The organism is Streptomyces sp. NPDC041068 (assembly GCF_040647455.1).
Classification (GTDB): Bacteria; Actinomycetota; Actinomycetes; order Streptomycetales; family Streptomycetaceae; genus Streptomyces.
The window spans coordinates 312,907-327,705 of record NZ_JBEZCG010000002.1 but is presented as its reverse complement, the minus strand read 5'-3'; the positions used below and the strand labels follow the sequence as shown (position 1 = coordinate 327,705).

Sequence of the window (14,799 nt, the reverse complement as noted above, 5' to 3'; positions counted from 1 at the left end):
GCGGGCCGCCATGTCGGACCTCCTTGGATTCGTGCTGAGCGGTCTCGTCTCGGGCGCCCTGTACGCCCTCCTCGCGACGGGCCTCGTCCTGTCCTACTCGGCCTCCGGCCTCTTCAACTTCGCGCACGGCGCGACCGCGTACCTCTGCGCGCTCGCCTTCTACGAACTGCACTCCGGCTTCGGCTGGCCCGCCGTGCCGACGGCGCTGCTGCTCGTCGTCGTGGTCGCCCCGGCGCTCGGCCGGGGCCTGGACCGCCTGATGTTCCGCAAGCTGGCGCGGGTCGGCGAGACCGCGCAGATCGTGGCGACGATCGGTCTGCTCGTGGCGCTGCCCGCGCTGGGCCTGTGGGTGGTGGAGCTCCTTGAGGACGCGGGGGCCCCGGTCGAACCGGCGGAGAACCAGTTCGGTCTGCCGGGCGTCGGCCCGAGCCCCGCCACGTCCTGGCAGTTGGCGGACGGCGTCGGCATCGACTCCGACCAGCTGATCACCTGGGTGGCCACGGCGGTGGTGGCGGTCGGCCTGTGGATCCTGATGCGGCACACCCCGCTCGGCCTCAGGCTGCGGGCCGCCGTCGACAACCGCTCGCTGGTGGAGCTGCGCGGCATGAGCGCGGACCGGCTCTCGTCGGTGGCGTGGATGCTGTCGTCGGGCCTCGCGGGCCTGGCGGGCGTGCTCGCGACGCCACTGCTCGGCCTGTCCTCGCACGACTTCACCCTGTTCCTGTTCGTCTCCGCCACGGCCGCCGTCCTCGGCCGCTTCCTCTCCATCCCGCTCGCCTTCGCCGGCGGCCTCGGGCTCGGGGTGCTGCAGAACCTCGTGGCGGGTTACGCCGATTTCGCGGAGCGCATCACCGGCTTCCGCACGGCCGTGCCCTTCCTGATCCTGTTCGCCGGGCTGCTCCTGCTGACACGGCGGCAGCGGACGGCGGGCACGGCGGCGGTGGACGCACCGCCGATCGACTATCTCGCCGGGCGGTCGTGGGCGCGCAGATGGGGGCCGTGGGCACTGGCGGCGGTGCTGCTGGCCGTTGGTTTCTACACGGTGACGACCCCTTTCTGGAGCGGGATCCTCGCCCAAGGCCTGGCGATCTCCCTGGTGTTCATCTCCTTCACGGTGGTGACGGGGCTCGGCGCGATGGTGTCCCTCGCCCAGGCCACGTTCGTGACGGGCGCGGCGCTGGTGGCCGGTCTCCTGATGAGCCACGGCTGGCCGTTCGCCGCGGCGGCGCTGGTGGGCACGTGCGCGGCGGCGGCGCTCGGCGCGCTCGTGGCGCTGCCCGCGCTGCGGCTCGGCGGGCGCTCGCTGGCCCTCGCGACCCTGGCGCTCGCCTTCCTCGCCGATCAAGTCCTGTTCCAGATGGGGTGGTTGCGCAACGGCGACACCGGCTGGGAGATCCCCCGGCCCGTCTTCGGCCCCGTCGACCTCTCGGACGACCGGGCCATGGGGGTCGCGATGGTCGTCCTCGTCACGGCGGCGGTCGCGGCGCTCGGCGCGCTGCGGAACTCGGCCTCGGGGCGGGCGATGCTGGCGGTGCGGTCGGCGCCTGCGGCGGCGATGGCGTCCGGGGTGTCCGTGGTGCGGACGAAGCTGCTCATCTTCACCTTGTCGGCGGGGCTCGCGGGGTTCGGGGGTGTGATGTACGCGTCCTTCAACACCCGTATCACCGCTACCGACTTCACCGCGATGACGGGATTGATCTGGTTGGCGGTAGTGGTCGCGGCGGGGGTGCGGAGGCCGCAGTTCGCGGTGGTGGCGGGGCTCGTCTTCGCGATCGTGCCGCATCTGGTGACGGATTACGTGACGGAGTCCGTGCATCTTCCGGTGATTCTGTTCGGGCTCGCGGGGTTGGCGCTGGCGAATGATCCGGACGGGTATTGCGCGGCGGTGTCGGTGCGGATGCATCGGAGGAGGGTGCGGGGGGTGGGGGCCGGGGCCCGAGCGGGATCTCTTCCCCTGGCCCGCCCCTTCCCGAAAATTGCGGCTCCGCCGCGCGTGGCTCGGTTTATCGCGCTCCGCGCTCGTCCTCAAACGCCGGACGGGCTGGATCTTCCAGCCCCTCCGGCGATTGAGGAGCGGGGCCTGGGGCGGAGCCCCAGTTCGGGAAGGGGCGGGGTCGGGGAAGGAGAACCCGCCCTCGCACTCCACCGCCTGCACGCCGGATACGACGGCACCCCCGTCCTCCACGGCGTGGACCTCACCGTCCACTCCGGCGAGATCGTCGCGCTGCTCGGCCCCAACGGGGCCGGAAAGTCGACCACTTGCCTCGCCGCGGCGGGCCTGCTCGCATCGACGCAGGGCCACGTGTACATCGGCGGACGCGACGTCACCCGCCACGGCGCTGCCCACCGCTCCCGCTCCGGCGTCCTCCTCGCCCCCGAGGGCCGCGGCATCTTCCCCTCCCTCACCATCGACGAGAACCTCGCCCTGCACCTCGAGGAACGGGACGAACGCGACGCCGTGTACGAACGGTTCACCGGCCTCGCCGCGCGCCGCAAGGTCCCCGCGGGCTCCTTGTCCGGCGGCGAGCAGCAACTGCTCGCGCTCGCCCCGCTGCTGCAACACCCCCCGAAGGTGCTGATCGCGGACGAGCCGTCGCTCGGCCTCGCGCCCCGCGTGGTCGACGACGTGTTCCGCCTCCTGGTCGAACTCCGTGACGCGGGCGCGGGGTTGCTGCTCGTCGAGGAGAAGGCCGCGGAGATCCTCGGCGTGGCCGACACCGTGGCGTACCTCGCGCAGGGCCACGTCTCCTGGTGCGGCCCCCGCTCCGAGGTGCGCGCGGACCGCCTCACGGAGGCCTATCTCGGCATGGCGGCCGACGGCGGACAGCGGACGACGAAGGACGTGACACAGCCATGAGGGAGCGGGAGGCGTCCACACGGCAGAAACGAGAGACGCGGGACAGGCGGGAGTACGTCCTGGAGGCCGACGGCGTCGGCGTCCGCTTCGGCGGGATCCACGCCCTCGACGGCGTCGGCCTGACCGTCCGCCCCGGCGAGGTCTGCGGGCTCATCGGGCCCAACGGGGCCGGAAAGACCACCCTGTTCGACGTCCTGTCCGGCATCCGCAGACCCGACAGGGGACGCGTTCTGCTCGACGGGAGCGACGTGACGCGCCATTCCCCCGTGTGGCGCGCCCGCCGCGGGTTGCGCCGCACCTTCCAACGGCAGCAGCTCTTCGGGCAGTTGACCGTCACCGACAATCTCGTCGTCGCCCAGGAGTGGCGGGGCGGTGGCGGCGGTTTCGTCGCCGATCTCCTTGCGGCCCCGACCCGGCGTACGCACGAGAAGAGGCGGCGCGCGCGTGCCGCGGCCGTGCTGCGCGAGTGCGGCCTCGACGCGCTCGCCGGGCACTACGCGGGCGCGCTGCCGACGGGACAGGCCCGCACGGTGGAGCTGGCACGCGCGGTCGCTGACCCGCCAAGAGTGCTGCTCCTGGACGAGCCCGCGTCCGGGATGACGGCTGACGAGAGACGTCAACTGTCGGCTGTCATACGGCATCTCGCGGACGAGGAGGGCTGCGCCGTGCTGCTCGTCGAGCACAACGTCGCCTTCGTGATGGAGCTCTGCGCCCGCGTCGTCGTCCTCGACCTGGGCCGGGTCCTCGCGCAGGGCACGGCGGCCGAGGTGCGCGCGGACCCGAGGGTGCGGGACGCCTACCTCGGGACCGCGGGCGCCGACGGCACCGACGGCACGGCCGCCTAGCCGATCGTCACGCGGAAGATCTTGTCGGCGCCGTCGGGCTGTCCGCCCATGTTGTCGGCGTTGGTGGTGGACAGCCAGAGCGCGTTCGTGCCGGGCACGGTGGTGACGGCGCGCAGACGCCCGTACGCGCCGACGTAGTAGGACTTCGCGGCGCCGACGTCCTCGTTGCCGGCGTTGATCGGTATGCGCCACAGGCGTTGGCCCCGCAGCGCCGCCATGTAGACGGCGCCGTCGACGATCGCGACGCCGCTCGGCGAGGCCTCGGCGACGCCCCAGGTCTTCTTGGGGTTGGTCATTCCGGCGACGGAGCAGGTGCCTTCGCAGGTGGGCCAGCCGTAGTTCCTGCCGGGCTTGACGAGGTTCAGTTCGTCCGTGGTGTTCTGGCCCAACTCCGCTTCCCAGAGCCTTCCTCGGGCGTCGAACGCGATGCCCTGCGGGTTGCGGTGGCCGATGCTGTAGGCGTAGTTGCCGAAGGGGTTGCCGGGGGCGGGCGCGCCGTCCTTCGTCAGGCGCAGGATCTTGCCGTTGAGGGAGTTCTCGTCCTGGGCGAGGGCCGGCTCCTGGGCGTCGCCCGTGGTGGCGTAGAGGTGGCCGTCGGGGCCGAAGGCCAGGCGTCCGCCGTTGTGGTACTTGTTCTTCTTGATCCCCTTGAGCAGCGGTTCGTAGCCGGACAGGGTCGTGCCGTCGTACGTCATGCGGGCGATGCGGTTGCCCTCGGTCGAGGTGTGCATCACGTACACGTAGTGGTTGGTGTCCCAGTCCGGGTCGACGGCGATGCCCATGAGCCCGCCCTCGCCGCCCGTGGTCCGGGACTCGGGGACGGTGCCGAGCTGCTTCTTCTCCTTGCCGTCCTTCGAGACGCGCCACACCCGGAAGTCGTCGCGCTCGGTGACCAGGGCGGCCGATCCGTCGGGCAGCCAGGCGGTGCCCCAGGGGATGGTCCAGCCGGTGGAGACGGTGGTGACGTCGCCGGGTTCACCGGCGGCGGTGGCGGGTGCGGCTCCGGCGACCGCGGCCGGGGCGGAACCTGCCACCAGCGCGGCCGCCGCCGCGAACAGGACAGCTCTCTTCGTGACACCGTTCATGGGGGGGGTCCTCATCTCAACCAGGGTGGGGGGTTGGGGTGTTACGGGGTGGTGGAGTGTTACTGAGGCACGGCTTCCGCCGTATACGCGCGGTACACGTATCGCGGCACCGTCCCGGCAGGCGTCCTCGCCTCCTCCACCAGCGCGCGGACCAGGCCGTGGTCGGGCGAGCGGTGGCAGGCCGGGTCCGTACGGGCGGCGTCGCCGGTCAGGGCGTACGCCTGGCAGCGGCAACCCCCGAAGTCGACGGTGCGCAGCTCGCAGCCGCGGCAGGTCTCGCTCATCCAGGCCTCGCCGCGAAAGCGGGCGAAGGCTTCGGACTCCCGCCATATCCAGGCCAGTTGGTGCTCCCTGACGGTGGGCGCCGCCGGGCCGAGGAGGTCGGCCGCGGCCGGGCAGGGCAGTACGGTGCCGTCGGGGGCGACGGTCAGGGAGAGGGCGCCCCAGCCGCCCATGCAGGGTTTCGCGACGCCGTCCACGTAGTCGGGCGCCACCCACACCAGTTCCATGCGCCCCGCGAGCCGCTCGCGCCACCGCTCGACGCGCTCGCGGGCCCGCGCGACCTGGGCCGGGTCCGGGAGCAGGGCCGCACGGTTGCGCAGGGCCCAGCCGTAGAACTGCGTGTTGGCCAGCTCGACGCGGTCGGCGCGCCAGGCGAGGCCCAGTTCCACGAGGCCGTCGAGCGCGTCGAGGTTGTCGCGGTGCAGGACGGCGTTGAGACCGAGCGACAGTCCGGCCTCCGTGACGATCCGCGCCGCACGCTCCTTCGCGGCGAACGCCCGTGCTCCCGCGATACGCCCGGCCGCTTCGGGGTCGATGTGCTGCACGGAGAGCTGGACGCTGCGCAGCCCCGCGTCGACGAGCCGGGCGAGGCGCTCCGCGTGCAGGCCGACGCCGCTGGTGACGAGCTGTGTGTGGATTCCGGCGGTGTCGGCCGCGGCGACGATCTCGGCGAGGTCGCGACGCAACAGGGGTTCCCCGCCGGACAGATGGGTCTGCACCACACCGAGGTCCGCGGCCTGACGCAGCACGTCACTCCACTCGGCCGCCGTCAACTCCACTGAGCGAGCGGTCAGTTCGAGGGGGTTGGAGCAGTACGCGCAGCGCAGGGGGCAGCCGTGGGTGAGTTCGGCGAGCAGCGCCCAGGGCGGATCGGGATCGGTCATCTGAGCCATCCCTCGGAGCGCAACTGCCGCAGGAAGGGCGGCACTTCGGCGGCGACGGGCGCGTCGGGGTGGCGGCGCGCCAGCTCCGCGACGATGCCGTCGACGTCGCGCTCGCCGTCGCACAGGGCGACGATGCTCCCCGCGGCGCCCCGCAGGACGACGACGCGCTCGGGCAGGACCAGGAGATCGACGCCGCGCACCCGGTCGTGGCGGAGCACGACCGAGCGGGCCAGCTCGGGGCGCCAGAGGCCTCGTACGACATCGTGGGTGGTCATGGCGCGCCTCCGGGTCCGCGGTCCACGGCGTCGAGGAGCGACCACAGCACGTCGCACTTGAACGCGAGGGCGGCGACGGCCCGTTCCTGCTCCTCGCGGGTGCGGGCCCACTTCAGGACGAGGCCGAGCGCCTCCTGTCCGTCGCGGGCGCCCTGTCCGACGCGGCCGCGGAAGTAGGCGAGTCCGTCCGCGTCGATCCACGGGTAGTGCCGTTCGAAGGCGGCGATCCTGGTCCGCATCAGGTCGGGCGCGGAGAGTTCGGTGAGGGATGCGGCGACGGCGTCGAGCGCGGGTCTGAGCCGGCAGAAGTTGACGTATCCGTCGACGGCGAGCCGCACCCCGGGCAACACCCTGGAGGCGTCGAGGAGTTGCCCTCTTTCGAGCCCGGCCGCCCCGCCGAGCCGCAGCCAGCGCTCGATGCCGCCCTCGCCGTCCCGCTCCCCGTCGTGGTCGCGGATCCTGCGCAGCCAGCCGCGGCGCAGCGCGGGGTCGTCGAACTTGGCGAGGATCAGGGCGTCCTTGACGGGGATGTGCCGCTGGTAGTGGAACCGGTTGGCGATCCAGCGGCGTACCTCGTCGCGGGTGAGGGTGCCCTCGTGCATGCGTACGTTGAAGGGGTGCCGGTCGTGGTAGCGCTCGGCGGAGACGGCGCGCAGCCGGTCCGTGAGCTCGTCCGGGGTCCAGGGGTCGTCGGAGGCGGGGAGCCTCGCGGCGGTGGTCGTCACAGCTCGATCACCATCCCTTCCGCGGCGACTTCGATGCCCCACTCGGCGAGGAGCTTGTACTCCTCGGCGTGGGGGTCGCCCAGGGGGTTGGTGTTGTTGAGGTGGGTGTAGAGGACGCGGCCCGGCAGCCGTGTCAGGCGGTGCGCCGTGCCGGTGGGCCCCGCGATCGGGCGGTGTCCCATGGCGGTGGCGGTGCGGGCGGAGAACCCGGCGCGCACCGGTTCGTCGTCGTCCCAGAAGGTGCCGTCGACGATGACGCAGTCGGCGTCGTGGGCGGCCGCGTCGAACGCCGCGCTCCAGACGGCGAGGGACGGGGCGTAGAGCACGGTGCGGCCGGTGGCGGACTCGGTCAGGCGCAGCCCGACGGACCAGGTGTCCACCTCGGGTCCGGTCCCCGCGGCGTACCGCGGGCGCTTGGCCGAGATCGGTACGGCGGCGGCGCGGATCCCCGAGCCGCCGCTCAGCGGCAGCCCCTGTCCGGGGATCATTTCCCGCCACCGCACACGTGTGTAGGGCTCCAGGAGGGCGTCGAGGCGCAGCCCTTCGCGCACGGCGTCGCGCACGGGCGCGGTCGCGAGGAGCTCGACACCGTCACGGGCCTCGCGCAGCCGGGCGAGGCCGAGGGTGTGGTCGAGTTCGGCGTCGGTGAGGACGACCCCGGCGAGCGGGGTGCGCCGGGCGTCGGGTCCCGTGCTCGGGCGCAGGGCCGGGGTGGACTCGATCTGGTCGCCGATGTCGGGGGTGGCGTTGACGAGGTACCAGCGGTCCTCGCCCGCGTGGACGGCGAGTGCGGCGTGCCGGCGGCGGCGCTCCGGGTGGGCGCGTGCCCCGGTGCACACGGGGCACGCACAGTTCCACTGGGGCAGCCCGCCGCCCGCCGCGGTGCCGAGCACCTGCAGCAGCATGGCGGCGGGTCTACCGGTCGGCGAGGCGGTAGGCGGTGACTTCCAGGGCGGTGTCGACGATCGCGTACTCGGGGGTCTGCCAGCCGGTGGCGTCGGCGTCGGCCCTGCGCGTGGGCTCGTGGGCGGTCTTTTCCTGGTCGGTGGTGTGCATGTCGCTGCCTTTCCTGAAGAGGTGGGGTTTCAGGAGCGAGCAGGCACGTTCACATGGGTGTCCTGCGTTCAGTGATGTGCCGATGTGCCCCAGGGTCCCGGGGTGACGGAACACCGTCAATGGTCCGGACCGATCTGGCAGGAATGCGGCCAGGAATGCAGCACCGCCGCTGATCGTTGACCATGGGAGTACCACCCGACGACTTAAGGATCGAGAGCTCGTGAGCAAGGTCCCCCCGATCATCCTGAACAACGGCGTCGAGATGCCCCAGCTCGGATTCGGCGTCTGGCAGGTGCCGGACGACGAGGCCGAGAAGGCTGTCGCGACGGCGCTGGAGGCCGGGTACCGCAGCATCGACACCGCTGCCGTCTACGGCAACGAAGAGGGCACCGGCAAGGCGATCGCCACCTCGGGCGTGCCCCGCGAGGAACTGTTCGTCACGACGAAGCTCTGGAACAGCGACCAGGGCTACGACTCGACGCTGCGTGCCTTCGACACCTCGCTGGAGAAGCTGGGTCTCGACTACGTGGACCTGTACCTGATCCACTGGCCGCTGCCTTCCAAGGACCTGTACGTGGACACGTACAAGGCCTTCGAGAAGATCCAGGCCGACGGCCGCGCCAAGTCCATCGGCGTCTCGAACTTCCTGCCCGAGCACCTGGAGCGGCTGATCTCCGAGACGTCGGTCGTGCCCGCCGTCAACCAGATCGAGCTGCACCCGCACCTCCAGCAGCGCGCGTCCCGCGAGGTCCACGCCGAGCAGGGCATCGCCACCGAGGCGTGGTCGCCGCTGGGCCAGGGCAAGGGCCTCCTGGAGGTCCCGGCGATCGTGGCCATCGCGCAGAAGCACGGCCGCTCGCCCGCGCAGATCGTGCTGCGCTGGCACATCCAGCTGGGCAATGTCGTGATCCCCAAGTCCGTGACGCCGTCGCGGATCAAGGAGAACATCGACGTCTTCGGCTTCGAGCTGGACGTCGAGGACATGGCGGCGATCTCGGCGCTGAACGAGGACCGCAGGATCGGTCCGAATCCGGCGGAGTTCGACGTGGCCTGAGGCCCGCGCCTGTCAGTGGCTCGTCCGTACCGCCCTTGTTCAAGGGCGGCGCAGGCGGGCCACTCTCTCTTGCAGGGCGGCGGCCTTGTCCGTGGCACCGTACTCCCGGTACGCCTCCGCCAGGGCCTCGGCGACGGCGAGGGTCGCGGGGTGGTCGTCCCCCTGCACCTGGCCCCGCACCCGCAGGGACTGTTCCAGGAGCGGCACGCCCCGCGCCGTGTTCCCGTTCGCCCGGCACGCCCCGGCGAGCAGCTCCCGCACGGCCAGCGTCTCCGCATGCGTCTCCCCCAGGACACCTCTGCTGCGGGTGAGCACCTCGTCGTACAGGAGGACGGCTCTCCCTGTCTCGCCCGCCTCGACGTGGCACGATGCGAGGTCGGTCTGCGCGCGCAGCGTCCCCCGACGGGCGGGGCCCAGGGCCCGCCGGTACCCCTTCACCACGGATTCAAGACCGTCGACCGCCGCCCGGCCCCGGGCTGCCTGTGCCAGGGCCAGGCCCCAGCACACGGCGAGGGTGTCCGGAGCGTCCCTGCCCAGCGCCGCACGGCACGCGGCCAGCGTCTCCTCGTACTCCTCGACGGCTCGCTCCCTGCGCCCCCTCCTCCAGATACGCGTGCGCGAGGCGCGCCCGCAACTGCTCGGGCATCCACCGTCGCAGCCAGCATCCGACGTCGGCGTCCGGCAGGGGCAGCGCCTCCAGTTCGCGCAGCAGGCGGCACAGCGGGTCCTTGCCGACCACATGCTCGGCGACGTACCGGACGGCCTGCCAAGGGTCCGGAAGGCGGGCAGCGCGCGTCGGTCGGCGGGGAAGGCGCGGCGGGCGGCCAGCTCCAGGGCGCTCTGTTCGACGCGTACGCCGTCGAGCAGGGCCCGCAGTGCGCGGCGCGGCGCCTACGGAAGCCAGTCGATCGGCAGGAAGTCGTCGAGCTCCTCCCAGTGGCCGCGCAGGGTGTCGAGCGGCAGCATCCGTCCGGCGTACCCCTCGTCGTGGCCGCTGAGCACCGCGTCGGTGACGATGCCGACGACGAGGTCGGTCCCGGGGTCGTAGACGGCGGCGCCGCTGAATCCCTCGTCCAGGCGCTGCAGATGGGCGCGGACGACGTCGACCTCCAGCCACTCCTGACCGAGGAGCCGGTCGGCGCTGGTCGTCAGCGTGACGTGCTTGCCGTTCTTCTCGTGGCCCAACGGGAAGCCCAGGGCGCGCAGTTCAGGGGCCGGCGCACCCTCTGCGCGGCCGGAGCAGGTCGAGCGGAGCGAACGCGCACGGCGGCACGTCCAGCGCGTCGGCGAGCTCGACCACGGCCACGTCGCCGCGGTCGCCGAGGCGCCGCCAGTCGCCGGTCCACGCCACGGTGGCGGGCAGCGCGTCGGCGATACCGGGCAGTGTCACCAGGACCTGGGCGAGGCCCTCGACGACATGAGCACAGGTGATCAGGCGCGAGCCGTCGACCAGGACGCCCGCACCCCTGAGCACGCCGTCGACGGTGTCGATGCGGGCACGCCAGTGCATGGCGGTCATTGTCCCCCGGCGCGCTGTCCGGGTACATCGTCCTGCGCGGGCTGCGGCGCCGTCTCCCGCGACCAGGTCAGCTTGACGACCAGATGCCCCTCGGCCGCCGTCCTCGCGATGACCGCGCCCGCGGCCGCGCTGAGCTTGACGCCGAATTCCAGCTCGATCGCGTCGGGGTCGAGGGCCCGGTCGCGGAAGGTGCGCAGCGCGGACATCGCGGCGCCGCGCACATTGCCCAGTGCCGACTCGAAGCGCCCCTCGACGTCGTGGACCTCGCTGCCCTCGCTGCGCCGCGACACCGATCTGAACCCCGGGTCCCTGGAGTCCACTTCGACCACGACGGGCCCCTCGTCGGACTCCCACCGCATCAGTTCGCTCACGGGGCGGCTCCCTCGCTCGGTCGGCCGGGCCCGGCGGCCCGGCGGCCCGGCACTTCACGAAAGTACGCCAACCGGCCTTGCCGCACAGGCCGGTTGACGCCCAGTCACCCTTACGCGCCCTTCCCCCTTACGCGTCCTTCACCGCCACGTGCACCGTCTGCGCCGAGAGGACGAACAAGTCCGGGCGGCGGTACAGGCTCTGCGGGTCGTCCGCGTCCAGGAGGCGGTCGAAGGTGGCGGCGTCGTCCGGGGAGAGGCGGTCCGCCTGCATCTCGCGGCGGCGCGTGAACTCCGCCACCACATGGGCGCGGGCGTCGTCCGAGAGCGGGGCGGGCAGGTCGAGGAGGAAGCTGCGGGTGGCCTCGTACCGCAGACCGGCGGCGGTCAGGAGCGCCGGCCAGTCCTCCGTCGCGCCCTTGGAGTTGTCGAGCCCTTCCCGCATCCCGGTGAACCACTCCTCGTCGGCCGCCTCCAGGCGGGAGAGGAGCGCGGGGCGGCCGAAGCCGATGTCACGGGGGAGGTAGCGGGCGGTCAGGCCGCCTTCCAGGAGGGCGATGGCGCCGCCGGGCGCCAGGCGGTCGGCGAGGGCGGCGAGGGCGCCCGCCTGGTCACCGACGTGGTGCAGGGACCTGCACAGCCACAGCAGGTCCGCCTGCGGCACGTCGTCGATGGCGTCGGGGAGGGCGGCGCGCACCGTGCCGAAGCGGTCGGTGAGGCCCTCGGCCGCCGCGCGCTCGCGGGCGCGCTCCAGGAGCTTCTCCTCGGGGTCGGCCGCGACGACGCGCGCCTTGGGGAAGGCGTCGGCGAGCACGAGGGAGACGGCGCCGGGGCCGCTGCCGACGTCGACGACGACGCCGGGTTCGGGGACCCAGCGGGTCAGCCAGGTGGCCACCTCGCCGTACATGGGGGCGGCGATGCGGGCGAAGCGCTCCAGCATCTCGCCCATGGCGGACCAGTCCATGTCGTCGTGGCTGTGGCCGTGCCCGTGGCCGACGCCGTGGCCGTGGCCCGCGCCCTGCTGCCCGTGGCCCTGCCCGTGCCCGTGCCCGTGCCCGTGTCCGTGTCCGTGATCATGCCCCATCGTGTTGTGCCGCCTTCCGATTCTCTGCCCTCGTGGCCCTCGTAGCCCTCGCGCCCCTCATGCGGGTCGTGCGGGGACAGCACCAGCGTGCTCCCGGCTTCCGGTTCTCGACGAATGATGTTGCCGGTATCGCAAAAACTGGCAGCCGCGGGCTCCGCCGGGCGCCCGCTCAGCCCCGCTTCCGATAAGCCCGCAGGCTGAACTGCGGATCGGGCCGCGCGACCTCCTGGTCCGGCAGCCTCGCGAGGCCGGCCGCGAGGCGCTCGGCCAGCGGCCCGTCGGGCGGGATCCGCGTGAACCAGCCGCGGCGCAGGTCGTCGACCGTGGAGAGCGGGGTGCGGCCCTGCCCGTGGCCGCGGAACCCGGCCCGCCCCACCGGCACAAGGCCCCGCTCAGCCGCGAACGCGTCGACGTCGGCGGCGCGGTCGACCGCGGGCCGCACCGGGCGCGGAGCGAGGACGGCGTCGATGTCGCTGCCCACGTCGTGCGAGGCCGCCTTGTCGACGGTGGTGACGTAGACCCCGCCGGGCCGCAGCACCCGCGCACACTCGGCGACGACCTCCCTGGCCTCCTCGGCGCCGGACAGCAGGTGCAGCAGCCAGACGGTGCTCACCGCGTCGAACGCCCCGTCGGGGAAGGGCAGTCGGCGGCTGTCGCCGAGGACGACGGCGCCCGGTACCCGGTCGGCGGCCATCCGCGTCATGCGGTACGCCGCGTCGACCCCGGTCACCCGCAGCCCGTCGCGGGCGGCGAGGCGCCGCGTGACCAGGCCGGTCCCGCAGGCCACGTCCAGCAGCGTGCGGGCGTCGGCGGGCAGCAGGCCAAGGACGGCGGCCGCGGCCGCGGCGGCGCGGGGCTCGCCGCCGCGCGAGGCGTCGTAGCGGTCGGCCTCCTTGCTGTAGTCCAGCATCGCCGGACTCACTCGGCGCCGTGTGCGCGGGCGAACTCCTCGACCCTGCGGGCGAGTTCGAAGTCGAGGTCGGTGAGCGCGCCGCCCGCACTGTGCGTGTTCACCGCCAGCGTCACGGTGTTGTAGCCGAGCGTCAGGTCGGAGTGGTGGCCGAGTTCCTCCTGCGTCTGGGCGATGTGGACCACCAGACCGGTCGCCGCGAAGTGCGAGCCGAGGCGGTAGGTGCGGGTGATCCGGTCGCCGTCGAGGGACCAGCCGGGCAGTTCGGCGAGGCGGTCCTCGATCTCCTTCAGCGAGAGCGGTTCGGGGGTGGTCATGGCACGCTCCTTCCAGGAAGTCCGTCTCCAAGTCCATCTCCGGCTCACCCTGCCACAAACTGTTTCGATTACCGTCTACGTATGACAACCGCCGCGCCCGCCAAGGGGAACACCAAAGGCAAGGCCAAGGGGAACACCCAGGAGAACGCCTCCGGAGTGGGGCCGCTGCTGCGCGGCTGGCGCGAGCGGCGCCGCGTCAGCCAGCTGGAGCTGGCCCTGCGCGCCGACTCCTCCGCGCGGCACATCAGCTTCGTCGAGACGGGCAGGTCGCGCCCGAGCGAGGAGTTCCTGCTGCGCCTCGCCGACCACCTCGACGTACCGGTGCGGGAGCGCAACTCCCTGCTGCTCGCGGCCGGTTACGCGCCCCGCTTCCGCGAGACCCCGCTGGACGACCCCTCGATGGGCACGCTGCGCGAGGGCCTCGAACAGCTCCTCGCCGGCTACGAGCCCTATCCGGCCCTGGTCGTCGACGCCGCGTACGACGTGATCGCGGCCAACCGCGGTATCGCGATGATCATGGAAGGCATCCCCGAGCACCTGCTCCAGGGCCCACTGAACGCGATGCGGCTGACCCTCCACCCCGAGGGCCTCGCACCCAGGATCCGCAATCTTCGCGAGTGGCGCGGGCACCTGCTGCACCAGATGGAGCGGCAGATCGCGCTGCAGCGCTCGGACGCGCTGCGCGCGGTGTACGACGAGGTCGCGGCGTATCCGGTGGAGGACCCGGGGACGGACGCCTTCGCCGAGGGGACGGAGGTGCCGTACTTCGCGCTGCCCCTGCGGATCGAGCACGGCGGTCACGTCCTGTCCTTCATCTCGTCCATCTCGACGTTCAACACCCCGATGGACGTGACGGTCGCCGAGCTGGCCATCGAGACACTGCTCCCGGCCGACCCGGCGACGGTCAAGTTCCTGCAGTCACGCATGTCCTAGCGGCCCGGAGGGGATCAGGCCGCCCGCACCGCCCGCAGCGCCGCGTACTGCAGCACGGCGAAGCCGCCCACGGCAACGGCCTGGAGCGGGATCCACACCGTCCCGGCCGTGGTGGGCGAGAACCAGGCGGCGAGCGCGACGACGCTGAGCACCGCCCAGGCGGCGTTGATCTCGACGACCGCCTGAACGGCGAGCGTCGGCGGGCTCTTGCGCGCCCCGAGGAGCCCGACGCCCGCGGCGTACAGGACGAGCCCGACACCGAGGCCGAGCAGCAGCCCGGGGTCGACGCCGAGGAAGCGCCCGAGCGGCCCCGAGGCGGCGGCGTACGCGACGCCGTTGGCGGCGGTCACGACCGCGTCCAGGCCGAGGAAGCGGCGCAGCATCGTCGTCGGGTCGGTGGTGCGGGCCAGCGTGGCGAGGGGGTAGGTCGACGTGGTCATGGCGGGCTGCCTCCAAGCGGCGGTATGGAGCGGATACTGGTGGCGGATCCGGTCCCTGCGGGCCGGCCCTGATCCGTTGCCACCACTGTGCCGAGCCCGCGCCACCTGGTCGATTACGTGCGAGGTAATGCCCGTCCCGCCCGTCCGCAACCCGTACGGCGGCTG

At 72.7% G+C, this 14,799-nt stretch carries 18 protein-coding genes and 1 pseudogene; 4 read left to right on the top strand and 15 right to left on the bottom strand.

Annotated elements, in window-relative coordinates:
* The first annotated feature begins 10 nt into the window (after nucleotides 1-10).
* Nucleotides 11-2,857: an ATP-binding cassette domain-containing protein gene (locus AB0B50_RS05350; protein WP_362325908.1), complete on the top strand. Its 2,847-nt coding sequence runs from the start codon at nucleotides 11-13 to the stop codon at nucleotides 2,855-2,857.
* Complete coding sequence (locus AB0B50_RS05345; protein ID WP_362325905.1) at nucleotides 2,854-3,702, top strand: ABC transporter ATP-binding protein; 849 nt, start codon at nucleotides 2,854-2,856, stop codon at nucleotides 3,700-3,702. Before AB0B50_RS05350 ends, AB0B50_RS05345 begins: the two co-directional genes overlap by 4 nt.
* On the opposite strand, the gene AB0B50_RS05340 is transcribed toward AB0B50_RS05345, so the two are convergent.
* Genes AB0B50_RS05340 through pqqA form a run of 6 tightly spaced genes read right to left on the bottom strand, consistent with a single transcriptional unit; the run spans nucleotide 3,699 to nucleotide 8,009 of the window.
* Entirely contained in the window at nucleotides 3,699-4,787 is a 1,089-nt protein-coding gene (locus tag AB0B50_RS05340; RefSeq protein ID WP_362325902.1) for a PQQ-dependent sugar dehydrogenase, read from the bottom strand. The two genes, AB0B50_RS05345 and AB0B50_RS05340, sit on opposite strands and share 4 nt — an antisense overlap.
* Before the next feature lie 59 nt (nucleotides 4,788-4,846).
* Entirely contained in the window at nucleotides 4,847-5,953 is a 1,107-nt protein-coding gene (gene pqqE / locus AB0B50_RS05335; protein ID WP_362325899.1) for a pyrroloquinoline quinone biosynthesis protein PqqE, read from the bottom strand.
* A complete protein-coding gene (pqqD, locus tag AB0B50_RS05330) occupies nucleotides 5,950-6,228 on the bottom strand; it encodes a pyrroloquinoline quinone biosynthesis peptide chaperone PqqD (RefSeq protein ID WP_362325897.1) in 279 nt (92 codons plus the stop codon). The genes pqqE and pqqD overlap by 4 nt, the downstream gene beginning before the upstream one ends.
* Entirely contained in the window at nucleotides 6,225-6,953 is a 729-nt protein-coding gene (gene pqqC, locus AB0B50_RS05325; protein ID WP_362325895.1) for a pyrroloquinoline-quinone synthase PqqC, read from the bottom strand. The genes pqqD and pqqC overlap by 4 nt, the downstream gene beginning before the upstream one ends.
* Complete coding sequence (gene pqqB, locus AB0B50_RS05320) at nucleotides 6,950-7,858, bottom strand: pyrroloquinoline quinone biosynthesis protein PqqB (protein ID WP_362325893.1); 909 nt, start codon at nucleotides 7,856-7,858, stop codon at nucleotides 6,950-6,952. Before pqqB ends, pqqC begins: the two co-directional genes overlap by 4 nt.
* Before the next feature lie 10 nt (nucleotides 7,859-7,868).
* On the bottom strand, nucleotides 7,869-8,009 hold the full coding sequence (gene pqqA / locus AB0B50_RS05315; RefSeq protein WP_362325890.1) for a pyrroloquinoline quinone precursor peptide PqqA: 141 nt from the start codon (nucleotides 8,007-8,009) through the stop codon (nucleotides 7,869-7,871).
* 262 nt (nucleotides 8,010-8,271) lie between these two features.
* Between pqqA and AB0B50_RS05310 the strand changes: the two genes are divergently transcribed.
* Entirely contained in the window at nucleotides 8,272-9,063 is a 792-nt protein-coding gene (locus tag AB0B50_RS05310) for an aldo/keto reductase (RefSeq protein ID WP_362326829.1), read from the top strand.
* 39 nt (nucleotides 9,064-9,102) lie between these two features.
* Here the strand turns inward: AB0B50_RS05310 and AB0B50_RS05305 are convergent, their stop codons facing one another.
* The 8 genes and pseudogenes from AB0B50_RS05305 to AB0B50_RS05270 all read right to left on the bottom strand — a co-directional run bounded on the left by AB0B50_RS05305 (nucleotide 9,103) and on the right by AB0B50_RS05270 (nucleotide 13,261).
* Nucleotides 9,103-9,570, bottom strand: a complete 468-nt coding sequence (locus AB0B50_RS05305; RefSeq protein ID WP_362326826.1) for a tetratricopeptide repeat protein — start codon at nucleotides 9,568-9,570, stop codon at nucleotides 9,103-9,105.
* Nucleotides 9,571-9,594: 24 nt separating this feature from the next.
* A pseudogene (locus tag AB0B50_RS05300) lies at nucleotides 9,595-9,804 on the bottom strand (hypothetical protein); the annotation flags it as partial.
* Between the two features lie 150 nt (nucleotides 9,805-9,954).
* Nucleotides 9,955-10,248, bottom strand: coding sequence for a hypothetical protein (locus tag AB0B50_RS05295; RefSeq protein WP_362325888.1), 294 nt, complete (start codon nucleotides 10,246-10,248; stop codon nucleotides 9,955-9,957).
* A 22-nt stretch (nucleotides 10,249-10,270) separates the two neighbouring features.
* Nucleotides 10,271-10,573, bottom strand: a complete 303-nt coding sequence (locus AB0B50_RS05290; RefSeq protein ID WP_362325885.1) for a hypothetical protein — start codon at nucleotides 10,571-10,573, stop codon at nucleotides 10,271-10,273.
* A 5-nt stretch (nucleotides 10,574-10,578) separates the two neighbouring features.
* Nucleotides 10,579-10,953 (bottom strand): CU044_2847 family protein, encoded by a 375-nt coding sequence (locus AB0B50_RS05285; RefSeq protein WP_362325882.1) that lies wholly within the window; start codon nucleotides 10,951-10,953, stop codon nucleotides 10,579-10,581.
* Between the two features lie 127 nt (nucleotides 10,954-11,080).
* A complete protein-coding gene (locus tag AB0B50_RS05280; protein ID WP_362325879.1) occupies nucleotides 11,081-12,034 on the bottom strand; it encodes a class I SAM-dependent methyltransferase in 954 nt (317 codons plus the stop codon).
* A 169-nt stretch (nucleotides 12,035-12,203) separates the two neighbouring features.
* The gene (locus tag AB0B50_RS05275; protein WP_362325876.1) at nucleotides 12,204-12,944 is read right to left on the bottom strand and encodes a class I SAM-dependent methyltransferase; all 741 of its coding nucleotides are present in this window, start codon (nucleotides 12,942-12,944) and stop codon (nucleotides 12,204-12,206) included.
* Nucleotides 12,945-12,952: 8 nt separating this feature from the next.
* Nucleotides 12,953-13,261 (bottom strand): 4a-hydroxytetrahydrobiopterin dehydratase, encoded by a 309-nt coding sequence (locus AB0B50_RS05270; RefSeq protein WP_362325873.1) that lies wholly within the window; start codon nucleotides 13,259-13,261, stop codon nucleotides 12,953-12,955.
* A gap of 81 nt (nucleotides 13,262-13,342) precedes the next feature.
* Between AB0B50_RS05270 and AB0B50_RS05265 the strand changes: the two genes are divergently transcribed.
* A complete protein-coding gene (locus AB0B50_RS05265) occupies nucleotides 13,343-14,194 on the top strand; it encodes a helix-turn-helix transcriptional regulator (RefSeq protein WP_362325870.1) in 852 nt (283 codons plus the stop codon).
* 14 nt (nucleotides 14,195-14,208) lie between these two features.
* On the opposite strand, the gene AB0B50_RS05260 is transcribed toward AB0B50_RS05265, so the two are convergent.
* Nucleotides 14,209-14,634 carry a hypothetical protein gene (locus AB0B50_RS05260; RefSeq protein ID WP_362325867.1) on the bottom strand — a complete coding sequence of 142 codons (426 nt, stop codon included), beginning with the start codon at nucleotides 14,632-14,634 and terminating at the stop codon, nucleotides 14,209-14,211.
* Between the last annotated feature and the right edge of the window lie 165 nt (nucleotides 14,635-14,799).

Excerpts from the sequence above, each read along its gene's own strand:
- AB0B50_RS05270 (WP_362325873.1), bottom strand. The coding sequence starts at position 13,261 with ATGACCACCCCCGAACCGCTCTCGCTGAAGGAGATCGAGGACCGCCTC.
- pqqA (WP_362325890.1), bottom strand. The coding sequence starts at position 8,009 with ATGCACACCACCGACCAGGAAAAGACCGCCCACGAGCCCACGCGCAGG.
- pqqB (WP_362325893.1), bottom strand. The coding sequence starts at position 7,858 with ATGCTGCTGCAGGTGCTCGGCACCGCGGCGGGCGGCGGGCTGCCCCAG.
- pqqE (WP_362325899.1), bottom strand. The coding sequence starts at position 5,953 with ATGACCGATCCCGATCCGCCCTGGGCGCTGCTCGCCGAACTCACCCAC.
- AB0B50_RS05345 (WP_362325905.1), top strand. The coding sequence starts at position 2,854 with ATGAGGGAGCGGGAGGCGTCCACACGGCAGAAACGAGAGACGCGGGAC.
- AB0B50_RS05265 (WP_362325870.1), top strand. The coding sequence starts at position 13,343 with ATGACAACCGCCGCGCCCGCCAAGGGGAACACCAAAGGCAAGGCCAAG.
- AB0B50_RS05350 (WP_362325908.1), top strand. The coding sequence starts at position 11 with ATGTCGGACCTCCTTGGATTCGTGCTGAGCGGTCTCGTCTCGGGCGCC.
- AB0B50_RS05310 (WP_362326829.1), top strand. The coding sequence starts at position 8,272 with ATGCCCCAGCTCGGATTCGGCGTCTGGCAGGTGCCGGACGACGAGGCC.
- AB0B50_RS05260 (WP_362325867.1), bottom strand. The coding sequence starts at position 14,634 with ATGACCACGTCGACCTACCCCCTCGCCACGCTGGCCCGCACCACCGAC.
- AB0B50_RS05340 (WP_362325902.1), bottom strand. The coding sequence starts at position 4,787 with ATGAACGGTGTCACGAAGAGAGCTGTCCTGTTCGCGGCGGCGGCCGCG.
- AB0B50_RS05275 (WP_362325876.1), bottom strand. The coding sequence starts at position 12,944 with ATGCTGGACTACAGCAAGGAGGCCGACCGCTACGACGCCTCGCGCGGC.
- pqqD (WP_362325897.1), bottom strand. The coding sequence starts at position 6,228 with ATGACCACCCACGATGTCGTACGAGGCCTCTGGCGCCCCGAGCTGGCC.
- AB0B50_RS05280 (WP_362325879.1), bottom strand. The coding sequence starts at position 12,034 with ATGGGGCATGATCACGGACACGGACACGGGCACGGGCACGGGCACGGG.
- AB0B50_RS05290 (WP_362325885.1), bottom strand. The coding sequence starts at position 10,573 with ATGCACTGGCGTGCCCGCATCGACACCGTCGACGGCGTGCTCAGGGGT.